Origin of the sequence: Cryobacterium arcticum, from assembly GCF_001679725.1 — a bacterium.
GTDB classification, from domain to species: Bacteria; Actinomycetota; Actinomycetes; order Actinomycetales; family Microbacteriaceae; genus Cryobacterium; species Cryobacterium arcticum_A.
Map to the genome: position 1 here is coordinate 3,560,952 of NZ_CP016282.1, position 10,476 is coordinate 3,571,427.

9 protein-coding genes are annotated in these 10,476 nt (G+C 67.6%); 5 read left to right on the top strand and 4 right to left on the bottom strand.

The features are described from left to right. Window positions 1–342: 342 nt before the first annotated feature. The gene (locus tag PA27867_RS16140) at window positions 343–1,440 is read right to left on the bottom strand and encodes an NAD(P)-binding domain-containing protein (RefSeq protein ID WP_066598065.1); all 1,098 of its coding nucleotides are present in this window, start codon (window positions 1,438–1,440) and stop codon (window positions 343–345) included. Window positions 1,441–1,589: 149 nt separating this feature from the next. Here PA27867_RS16140 and PA27867_RS16145 point away from each other — a divergent pair, with 149 nt between their 5' ends. After that, complete coding sequence (locus tag PA27867_RS16145) at window positions 1,590–1,829, top strand: DUF3073 domain-containing protein (protein ID WP_066598068.1); 240 nt, start codon at window positions 1,590–1,592, stop codon at window positions 1,827–1,829. A gap of 361 nt (window positions 1,830–2,190) precedes the next feature. Here the strand turns inward: PA27867_RS16145 and purM are convergent, their stop codons facing one another. From purM to PA27867_RS16160, 3 genes are read right to left on the bottom strand one after another with little or no spacing between them, the layout of a single operon-like run. Beyond that, entirely contained in the window at window positions 2,191–3,294 is a 1,104-nt protein-coding gene (gene purM / locus PA27867_RS16150) for a phosphoribosylformylglycinamidine cyclo-ligase (protein ID WP_066598070.1), read from the bottom strand. After that, window positions 3,291–4,880: an amidophosphoribosyltransferase gene (purF, locus tag PA27867_RS16155; RefSeq protein ID WP_084021240.1), complete on the bottom strand. Its 1,590-nt coding sequence runs from the start codon at window positions 4,878–4,880 to the stop codon at window positions 3,291–3,293. Before purF ends, purM begins: the two co-directional genes overlap by 4 nt. Before the next feature lie 15 nt (window positions 4,881–4,895). After that, window positions 4,896–5,360, bottom strand: a complete 465-nt coding sequence (locus PA27867_RS16160; protein WP_157109267.1) for a hypothetical protein — start codon at window positions 5,358–5,360, stop codon at window positions 4,896–4,898. A gap of 177 nt (window positions 5,361–5,537) precedes the next feature. Here PA27867_RS16160 and PA27867_RS16165 point away from each other — a divergent pair, with 177 nt between their 5' ends. From PA27867_RS16165 to PA27867_RS16180, 4 genes are all read left to right on the top strand, one after another. Then, window positions 5,538–6,518, top strand: coding sequence for a ribokinase (locus PA27867_RS16165; RefSeq protein WP_208857266.1), 981 nt, complete (start codon window positions 5,538–5,540; stop codon window positions 6,516–6,518). A 133-nt stretch (window positions 6,519–6,651) separates the two neighbouring features. Further along, the gene (locus tag PA27867_RS16170) at window positions 6,652–7,668 is read left to right on the top strand and encodes a LacI family DNA-binding transcriptional regulator (RefSeq protein WP_066598073.1); all 1,017 of its coding nucleotides are present in this window, start codon (window positions 6,652–6,654) and stop codon (window positions 7,666–7,668) included. A 65-nt stretch (window positions 7,669–7,733) separates the two neighbouring features. Then, a complete protein-coding gene (locus PA27867_RS16175; RefSeq protein WP_066598074.1) occupies window positions 7,734–9,401 on the top strand; it encodes an ABC transporter substrate-binding protein in 1,668 nt (555 codons plus the stop codon). A 93-nt stretch (window positions 9,402–9,494) separates the two neighbouring features. Continuing rightward, a complete protein-coding gene (locus PA27867_RS16180) occupies window positions 9,495–10,472 on the top strand; it encodes an ABC transporter permease (protein WP_066598075.1) in 978 nt (325 codons plus the stop codon). Window positions 10,473–10,476 lie beyond the last annotated feature (4 nt).

A 10,476-nucleotide genomic window follows, 5' to 3' on the forward strand; every position in this document is an offset into this window, starting at 1 on the left:
CGGCTCGCGGGATCTCGACACGCTCGATCGACGTTCGGGCGCGAACGCGGACACCGTCGCGGGATCTCGACAAGCTCGATCGACGTTCGGGCGCGAACGCAGACACCGTCGCCGGATCTCGACAAGCTCGATCGACGTTCGGGCGCGAACGCAGACACCGTCGCCGGATCTCGACAAGCTCGATCGACGTTCGGGCGCGAACGCAGACACCGTCGCCGGATCTCGACAGGCTCGATCGACGTTGGGTCGCCTACCCGCGGCTGTCTACGCGGCGGTACCGCGTCGGTGGTCGAGCTTGTCGAGACCTGGTGCCGTGCGCGCTGCGGCGACCACGGCACGGGGTCAGAGCAGGGCGATGACCTGCCGAGCGATCACGCGGCCAGCCCGCCGGGCGCCGATGGTGCTGGCCTGCGGGCCGTAACCGGCCAGGAAGATGCGGGGGTCGGTCCACGATGACCCGGCCCCGACCACGAGTCCGCCGGCCTTGTCACGCAGCTTGAGCGGTGCCAGATGGCGCAGCTCCGGCCGGAAGCCGGTGGCCCAGATGATGGCGTCGGCCTCGGTGAACGTGCCGTTGGGCCACCGCACACCGGTCGGCTCAATGGCGGCGAACATCGGCCGCTCCACGAGCAGACCTCGGTCGATCCCGGCCTGGATACGCCGGCTCACCGGCACGCCCGTTCCGCTGACGATGCTGGGGAGCGCCCGGCCGGCCCGGGCGGCCTCGTCCTGCATGGCCACGGCCGCCGAGGCACCCTCCAAGTCGAGGTGCTCGGTGTGCACCCAGTCGACCGGCCGACGGGACGCCCAGGTGAGGCTAGCGGCCACCCCGTCGAGTTCCAGCAGGAATCCGATGGCGGAGGTGCCGCCGCCCACGACCACGACGCGCTGACCGGCGAACTCCGCCGCATCCACAAAGCCGTTGGTGTGCAGTTGGCGACCGGTGAAGGACGCGGCCCCCGGATAGTGCGGAATGAACGGCGCGCCCCAGGTGCCCGTGGCGTTGACCAACAGGCCCGCCAGGGTCTCCCGGTCGCCGAACGCCGGCGAGCTCGTGCGCACGACCAGATCGGCGCGCCGGTTGAATACCGAGTCAACCGCGACCGGACGCACGACGTTGAGCTCGAAATGCTCCTCGAAGCGGCGGTAGTACTCCGTCACGACGTCGCGGGCCGGTCGGCTGCGGTCGGCGGTCTCGAAGCTCAGCCCCAATTCGGAGAGCCCCGGGAGGTCGTTGACCCGGTGGGCGGCGCCCAGCCGCAGGGATTCCCAGCGGTACTGCCAAGCCCCACCTGCCTCAACGCCGCGATCGAAGACCACGAAGTCACGGCCCGCCGTGAGCCCGAAGCGCTTGAGGTGGTACGCCACGGAGAGTCCGGCCTGGCCGGCGCCGATGATCACGACGGGTACAGTCGTGGTTGTGGTGGTGCTCGTGGCCATGCGGACTCCTCCCCCGGTCCAGGGCGAGAACCGCGTCATCGGGGCGACAGGCCCACCATGCTAAACTAGCGGCTAGATTTCACTATTCCGTTCGGCAACTCCCGGGTGACTCATTCCTCACCCGGCCTGGCATCGTTAGGGGGTCACGCATGGGGCGCGGCCGTCAAAAAGCAAAGCACACCAAGGTCGCCCGTGAGCTGAAGTATTTCAGCCCGGACACCAACTACAACGCGCTCGAACGCGAGCTCACCGGGCATCCGGCGACCGACCCGCGACTCGATGAAGACCTGGCCAAGTGGCCGGAATACGAAGCGAACAAGACGACGTCCGACGAACCCGACGACTACGTCGACCACTACGACACCGAAGACGAGAAGAAGCGCGCCTAGGTCGCTGTTCTGAGTCAGCCTGGGGCGGATGCGCTCCGGCCCCTCCGGCGCGCCCGTAGCCCGGTTTTCGGGCAACTCCCAGCGTGCGCGCCCGCGGCTGCTCGTGGACGCCCTGTTGCCGGGTTGCGCCCCATGTTGGGGCTCCCTGAGTAGCTTCCGCCGCGTGAGGTGCTTCTGCCTCGCAGTGCAGGTTCGGTCTCGCCGCGCGGGTTCGGTCTCGCCGCGCGCGAAATGTGTCGCGGCTCGTGAAAAGGTTCGCGGCGTGCGATAACAGGTGTTTATCGCACGCCGCGAGCCTCAACCCATGCCGCGAGATTCAACGCACGCTCCGAGGAGGGCCGCGCCGCGACGGGCGGCGATCCTACTCGGCGTAGGAGCCGACGAGGCGCACGGCGCCGCCGTTGACGCCCTTGGCACCCTGCTCGAAGCCGGTGAGGTCGTGCGGGGCCATCGACACGCGGCCGGCGACCCAGGACGGGATGCCCTCAGACTTCAGGCGGGCGATCACGGATGACGCGGCGTTGGCCGCGACGACGGCGAACATGCCCACGCCGAGGTTCCAGGTTCCTTCGGCGCTCTCCAGCGTGGTGCCGGCCATGTCGCCGAGCACCCGGAAGACCGGAGCAGGCGACCAGGTGGACCGGTCGACCTCGACCCAGCTGCCGACCGGCAGCACGCGGGCCAGGTTGGCGGCGATACCGCCACCGGTGACGTGGCTGAGCGAGTGCACAACACCGGCCAGCTCAGGGTCGGACAGCACACTGAGCAGCGGCCCGGTGTAGAGGCGAGTGGGCTCGAGCAGGGCCTCGCCAACGACGCCACCGAGTTCGGCGGAGGTGTCGGTATAACCGATGCCCTTCTGGGCGAGGATGTGCCGCACGAGCGAGAAGCCGTTGGAGTGCAGGCCTGAGGAGGCCATCGCGATGACGACGTCACCGGACTGCACCCGCTCGGCGCCGAGGACCTGATCGGCCTCGACAACGCCCGTCGCCGCACCCGCGACGTCGTAGTCGTCCGGTCCGAGGAGGCCGGGGTGTTCGGCGGTCTCGCCGCCGACGAGGGCGGTGCCGGTGGCGGCGCAGGCCTTGGCGATGCCCTCGACGATCGACGCGATGCGCTCGGGAACGACCTTGCCGCACGCGATGTAGTCGGTCATGAAGAGAGGGCGGGCGCCCACGACGATGATGTCGTCGACGACCATGCCCACCAGGTCTTGCCCGATGGTGTCGTGCTTGTCGAGCGCCTGGGCGATGGCCACCTTGGTGCCCACGCCATCCGTTGACGTCGCCAGCAGCGGGCGGGTGTAGCTGGTGAGGAAGGACACGTCGTAGAGCCCGGCGAAGCCGCCGAAGCCTCCGAGGACCTCGGGGCCGTGCGTGGCCGAGACGGCCTTCTTCATCAGCGACACCGCGAGGTCACCCGCGTGGGTGTCGACTCCGGCGGCGGCGTAGGTTGCGTTGCTCATTCTGGTCTTCCGGGATCGCCGAACGGGACCTGGCCGTGCTGGGCGAGGGTATCCGCCAGCGTCGACTCAGGGGTGAGCACTCCCTCGAACTCGGCGTCGGGACCGGGGTCGCAGCCGTTGGAGGAGAAGTCGCGCTCGAGGAGGTTCTTGCCCAGGTGCTGGGACTCGGGCAGCTTGATCGGGTACACGCCGGTGAAGCAGGCGGTGCAGAGGCTCTCGCGGGGCTGCTCGGTGGACGCGATCATGCCGTCCTCGGAGAGATACCCGAGCGAGTCGGCACCGATGGCCTGGCGGACCTCGTCGACGCCGAGGCCGGTGGCGATCAGCTCGGCGCGGGAGGCGAAGTCGATGCCGTAGAAGCACGGCCAGGTGATCGGCGGGCTGGAGATGCGCACGTGCACCTCGGCGGCACCGGCTTCGCGGAGCATGCTGACCAGGGCGCGCTGGGTGTTGCCGCGCACGATCGAATCGTCGACGACGATCAGCCGCTTGCCCTTGATGACCTCTTTGAGGGGGTTCAGCTTGAGCTTGATGCCGCGCTGGCGGATGGTCTCGGAGGGCTGGATGAAGGTGCGGCCCACGTAGGTGTTCTTCACCAGGCCCTGGCCGAACGGGATGCCGGACGCCTGCGCGTAGCCGATGGCCGCCGGGGTGCCGGACTCGGGGGTGGGGATGACGAGGTCGGCTTCGACGGGGTATTCCGCGGCGAGCTGACGGCCCATTTCGACCCGGGCCTCGTGCACGCCGCGGCCGGCGATAGTGGTGTCCGGCCGGGCGAGGTAGACGTACTCGAACACGCATCCGGCGCGCTTCACCTCGGCGAAACGCTGGGTGCGCAGACCGTTCTGGTCGATGGTGATGAGCTCGCCGGGTTCGACCTCGCGCACGAAGCTGGCGCCGACGATGTCGAGGGCGGCGGTCTCGGAGGCGACGACCCAGCCGCGTTCGAGCCGGCCGAGCACCAGCGGGCGCACGCCCTGCGGGTCGCGGGCGGCGTAGAGCGTGGTCTCATCCATGAAGACCAGGCAGAAGGCGCCGCGCAGACGCGGGAGCACCTCCATGGCGGTGGCTTCGAGAGTGTGGTCGAGGTCACCCGTGAGCAGGGCGGTGATCACGGCAGTGTCGGTGGTGTTGCCGCGGGCGAGTTCGCCGTCAACCTTGGGGTAGCGCTCACGCACCAGCTCGAGCAGCTCGGCGGTGTTGGTGAGGTTGCCGTTGTGGCCCAGCGCGACGGTGCCGCCTGCGGTGCGGCCGAGCGTGGGCTGCGCGTTCTGCCAGCTCGACGAGCCGGTGGTCGAGTAGCGGGTGTGACCCACCGCGAGGTGGCCGAGCAGGGTGCTCAGCGAGGCCTCGTTGAAGACCTGGGAGACCAGGCCCATGTCCTTGTAGATGAGGATCTTCGAGCCGTCGCTCGTGGCGATGCCCGCCGATTCCTGGCCGCGGTGCTGGAGGGCGTAGAGCCCGAAGTAGCTGAGCTTGGCTACCTCTTCACCGGGAGCCCAGACGCCGAAGACTCCGCAGGCATCCTGCGGGCCCTTCTCGCCAGGAAGAAGATCGTGATTCAGTCGTCCGTCGCCACCGGCCAAGCCGCAGCCCCTTTACTAGGAATTCTCGTTGGAAGGTTGGGGGTCGGATCCAGGATCCGGAGCCTCGAAGGCGCGTGTGAAGTTCGCGTCAAGTCTATCCGCGACGACGGTGGTCGCCGAGCGTCCCACAAACCGGTCGAGCACGATCGCGATCAAGCAGCTGAGCGCCACCCCGACCGTGACGCCGCCGAGCAGTAGGAAACCGAACACCTGCGCCGGATCGAATTCGGCGTTCTGCGGGAAGAGCACCGTGAGCAGCAGCGCCAGGACGGCACCGGCGACGGCGCCGACGATCATGAAGCTGATGTAGCGGGGCGACCGGCGCACAACGAGAGTCTCCTCCGAGACGACGGTCTCGGTGGGCTCGGCGGGCACCGGGGTTGCGGCGGGGCCGGCCGGGACGCTGGGCGTATCCGCGGCTGGCGAAACATTGCCGGGCTGTCGCGACTCGGCGTCACCGTGCTGATCTGCAGAGCTCACGGTTCTATTGTCGCACGACGGCGGCGGATGCGGCCCGGCCCGCCAGGTGCGCACGGTGCGATCCGCGGGGTCGGCGCCGTTTCGCCAGCGGCGGGCCTCCCTCGCTGCGGCGCGCGACCCGCGACGGGCGCAACCCTGGCTTGAACGGTGCGGCGCCGCATCCGTCAGACTGGGCGGGTGAACGATGTGAGCAAGACCACCCGGATCGCCGTGCTCGGCAGCGCCAATATGGACCTCGTTGTGCGTCAGCCGAGACTGCCCCAGCCGGGCGAGACCATCTTCGGCAGCGGGTACGGCACGGTGCCCGGCGGCAAGGGACTCAACCAGGCCGTCGCCGCGGCCCGGCAGGGCGGTGCCGTGGACTTTCTCGGGGCGGTGGGCGCGGACGCCTACGGTCACGAACTGCGCGACCTCATCGCCGCTGAGGGAATCGGTGCGGCCGGCCTGGCCGAGGCCGGGGAGCCCACGGGCACCGCGCACATCTCGGTCGTCGACTCCGGCGAGAACTCGATCGTCGTGGTCTCCGGAGCCAACGCCACCGTGACGGCGCTCACCGCCGGCCAGGAGGAGATCATCCGGCAGTCCGCGTTCCTGGTCATGCAGTGCGAGCTGCCCGTCGACGCGCTCGCGGCGGGCATCGCGGTGGCCCGGGCCCACGGCGTTTTCACGGTGCTCACCCCGGCTCCGGTGGTGCCACTGCCCGAAGGCTTCCTGGCCTCTGTCGACCTAGTGGTGCCCAACCAGATCGAGGCCGCCGAGCTCACCGGAGAGAGCGACCCGGTGCGGGCCGCCGAGCTGCTCAGCGCCGGGGGCACGTGGGCGATCGTGACGCTCGGCTCCGAGGGGTGCGTCGTCGCCTACGACGGCGAGGTGCTGGGACTCGCTCCGGCCCGCCCGGTGAAAGCCCTGGACACCACCGCCGCCGGCGATACCTTCGTGGGCGCCCTGGTGGCCCGACTGGCTTCGGCCGGAGGTGGGCTGGCTGATGGTGGGCCCGTTGATGGAGCGCCCGTTGGCGCCGCGCCTGTCGGCATCTCCGACGAGCGGATGATCGACGCCGTGCGCTGGGCCACCGTGGCCTCGTCGATCTCGGTGACCCGAGCCGGTGCCACGAGCTCGATGCCGACGCTGGCAGAGGTCGCCGCGATCCTCGCCTGAGTCTCGCCGAGCGCGGATCTGCGAGGGCTCTTGACACCGCCGAATTGCGCTCGCTAGAGTTGCGATGTCGAGTAACGCGCGTTAGTAACGCGGGATAGTCGACGAGCAGTTCAATGACGAAAGGCAGTGGGCAATGGCGATCAAACGGACCCGCAACGTGACAATGACGGATGTCGCGACCCGTTCCGGCGTATCCCGCACCACGGTCTCCTTCGTCCTGAGCAACCGCGAGAATGCGAATATCCCTGACAGCACGCGCAAGCGCGTCCTCGAGGCCGTCGACGCTCTCGGCTACAGGCCCAACGCCGGGGCGCAGGCCCTCGCCGCGCAGAAGAGCGACTGGTATGGCCTCATCACGGAGATCGTCACCGCCCCGTTCGCCGTTGACATCATCAAGGGTGTGCAGGACAAAGCCTGGGACGAGCGCAAGTTCGTACTGATCGCCTCGAGCGAGGGCGACCCGGCTATGGAGACCGCGGCAATCGAGAAGCTGCTCGAGCAGAGGGTCGAAGGGCTCATCTACGCCACCACCTGGCACCGCTCCGTCACTCTGCCGCAGGCCGCTCTGGAAGTGCCCACCGTGCTGATCAACTGTTTCGACCCCGACGACCGATTCGCCTGCGTGGTGCCTGACGAAGAGATGGGCGGCTATCGGGCAGCGAAACGACTCCTTGACGCGGGGCATTCCCGAGTTGCGTTCATCAACCTTGATCCGGCGATGCCCGCTGCCGTCGGTCGTCGAGCCGGTTTCGACCGGGCCCACGCCGAAGCCGGCATCACGGTGGACCCCGACCTCGTGGCGTACGGGCATGCCGAGGCCGACGGTGGGTACGACGCCGCGGCTGCCCTCCTGGACTCGCCTCGGCCGCCCACGGCGTTCTTCTGCGGCAACGACCGCATGGCCATGGGTGCTTACGACGCCATCAAGGAGCGCGGCTTGCGCATCCCACAGGACATCGCCGTGGTCGGCTTCGACAACCAGGAGATCATCTCCCAATTCCTTCGCCCCCGCCTCACGACGGTGGCGCTGCCCTTCGAGCAGATGGGCGCTATGGGCGTCACGATGCTCGCTGGGCTCATAGCCGGGGAACCGCTCAGCACCAACCGGATGCTGATCGACTGTCCGCTGCTTGAACGTGCGTCGGTCTGACTGTGAATCAGACCGACGCATCTGCCACCCCACCACGCGCTCAGCGTTAATGAAAGGACACAATCATGATGCCACACTCCATACGAAAGGGCCGATCGGCCTTGGCTTTGGCCGCGCTTGTCACCGGCGCGGTGCTGCTGACCGGGTGCACAGCCGGCGGCACCGCCGTGGACACCTCCGGCGAGCAGCTGCTCACCATCCCCCGGGAAGACATGGGCACCTTCTCACGTAACTTCAACCCGTTCACGCCCAATGCGGCACCGATGACGCAGCAGGCGATCTACGAATCGATGCTCGTGTACAACCCGGCCGATGGCGGAACCACCCCGTGGCTGGCCACCGACTGGGCCGCCAGCGACGACGGACTCGAGCTCACCTTCACGATGCGCGACGGCGTTACCTGGTCCGATGGTGAACCCATGATCGCCGGGGACGTGGCGTACACCTTTGAACTGCAAAAGAAGTTGCTCGGCGGCTTCGACTACCTCGATAGCGTCGAAGCAGACAGCGATCAGTCGGTACGGTTCGTCCTGAACCGCCCGTACTCCCCCGCCCTCTACGAAATCGGCCAGCAGGTCATCGTTCCCCAGCACATCTGGACGGAGATCGACGACCCCGCCAAGGACACCAACGGCAGCCCGGTGGGAACCGGCCCATACACGGAGGTCACCAACTTCCAGAGCCAGAGCTTCGACCTGGGCAAGAATCCGAACTATTGGCAGCCGGAGAAGCAGAAGATCGCGGGTATCCGCATGCTCGCTTTCGCCGGCAACGACGGTGCCAACCTCGCCGCGGTCAACGGCGAGGTCGACTGGGCGTACCAGTTCATGCCGGACATCGAGAAGTCCTTCGTCGCAAAGGACCCTGAACACCGCCAGTTCTGGTTCCCGTCCACGGGTTCGATGATCAACTGGCAGCTGAACACCACCAAGGCTCCCTTCGATGACGTAGATGTGCGCAAGGCGCTGAGCATGGCCGTGGATCGCGAGCAGGTCACCGACATCGCGATGAACGGCTACACGTCCCCAGCCGACTGCACCGGCCTCTCCGGCGCGTACACGACCTGGGTGGATGCCGACATCGCCGCATCCTGCGACTGGACCAACCATGATGTCGACGCTGCCAATGCGCTCTTCGACTCCGCCGGCTACCCGCTCGGCGCCGACGGCACCCGCACGCTTCCGGACGGGTCCCCGTTCACCCTGGACATCTCGGTGGGCTCCGCCTCGTCGGACTGGCTCTCCGCGGCCACCATCATTGCGCAGAACCTTGCCGAGGTCGGCATCACCGCGAAGGTCGATTCACCCGATTGGCCCACGGTGTCAGCCAGCTACGAAGACGGCAGTTTCGACACCGGCATCGTCTGGAGCAACAACGCCCCGACTCCCTACCAGTTCTACCGCGGTGTCATGTCGTCCGAGACTGTGAAGCCGGTCGGCGAGAAGACCTTCGAGAACTACCACCGCTTCGCCAGCGGCGAAGCGGACGCCCTGCTCGCCACCTTCGCCGCCAGCTCCGACCCGGCGGTCCAGACCGAGGCCGTCAACGGACTGCAGGCCCAGTTCGCCGCCGATGCGCCGGTCATCCCCCTGTTCGCCGGTCCGGAGTGGGGGATGTTCACCGACACCCGTTTCACCGGATGGCCGACAGCCAGTGACCCGTACGCGACGCTCTCCACCAAGTCGCCCACGACGGTTCTCGTGCTGACCAGCCTGGAACCTGTCACGAAGTAGCGTTCGGCGGCACCCCCTCGCGGGGTGCCGCCCTCTGCGGCTGTCGGGCACCGGCATCCGTCCGATAGCCATGTCAAGAACGGAGCACGACCAGTGCGATTCATAGTGCGGCGGTTGGCTTTCTACCTCCTCGCCTTCTGGGTGTCGATCACCCTGAACTTCCTCCTGCCTCGGTTCATGCCCGGTGACCCCGTCACCCGCATGTTCGCCCAGGCATCGAACAAGATGCAGCCCGAACAGATCGAGCAGCTTCGCCAGCTGTTCGGCCTGGACGAACGGCCGATCTGGCAGCAATACCTCACCTATGTGCAGAACATTTTCACCGGTCAGATGGGCGTATCGATTTCCCGCTTTCCCACCCCCGTCTCGGAGGTCATCGGAAGCCAGATCGGGTGGACGCTCCTGCTCGGCGGCACCGCCCTGGTGATCGCCGTCGTCATCGGCAACCTCCTGGGCATCCTCGCCGCCTGGCGTCGCGGAGGAGTCCTGGACTCCGTCTTCCCGCCGATTCTGGTCTTCGTGGGCTCGTTCCCCTACTTCTGGCTCGCCATGGCAGCGCTCTACCTGTTCGGGGTGGTGCTCGGCTGGTTCCCCATCCGGCACGCGTTTGACGCCGGAATGATGCCGGAGCTCTCCTGGACCTTCGTTTCCAGCGTCGCCACGCACCTGTTCCTGCCCGCGCTGACCATTGTGCTGGTCTCGATCGGTGGCTGGATGCTCGGCATGCGCAACACCATGATCGCCACGACCGCCGAGGACTACATCCTCATGGCCGAGGCGAAGGGCCTGACGAACAACCGCATCATGTTCCGCTACGCCGCCCGCAACGCCATGCTGCCCAGCGTCACCGCCTTCGGCATGTCCTTCGGCTTCATCGTGGGCGGTGCGCTCCTCACCGAGGTGGTTTTCGCCTACCCGGGCGTGGGCTATCAACTGCTGGCCGCCGTGCAGGGGCTGGACTACCCACTCATGCAGGGCATTTTCCTCACCATCACGGCCGCCGTGCTCGTTGCCAACTTCCTCGTTGACATCGTGTATGTGCGCCTCGACCCGCGCGTACGCGTGAGCTGAGACG

Bases quoted from the DNA above. Each gene is read 5' to 3' on its own strand.
- PA27867_RS16140 (WP_066598065.1), bottom strand. From the start codon at position 1,440: ATGGCCACGAGCACCACCACAACCACGACTGTACCCGTCGTGATCATC.
- PA27867_RS16145 (WP_066598068.1), top strand. From the start codon at position 1,590: ATGGGGCGCGGCCGTCAAAAAGCAAAGCACACCAAGGTCGCCCGTGAG.
- purM (WP_066598070.1), bottom strand. From the start codon at position 3,294: ATGAGCAACGCAACCTACGCCGCCGCCGGAGTCGACACCCACGCGGGT.
- PA27867_RS16170 (WP_066598073.1), top strand. From the start codon at position 6,652: ATGGCGATCAAACGGACCCGCAACGTGACAATGACGGATGTCGCGACC.
- PA27867_RS16175 (WP_066598074.1), top strand. From the start codon at position 7,734: ATGATGCCACACTCCATACGAAAGGGCCGATCGGCCTTGGCTTTGGCC.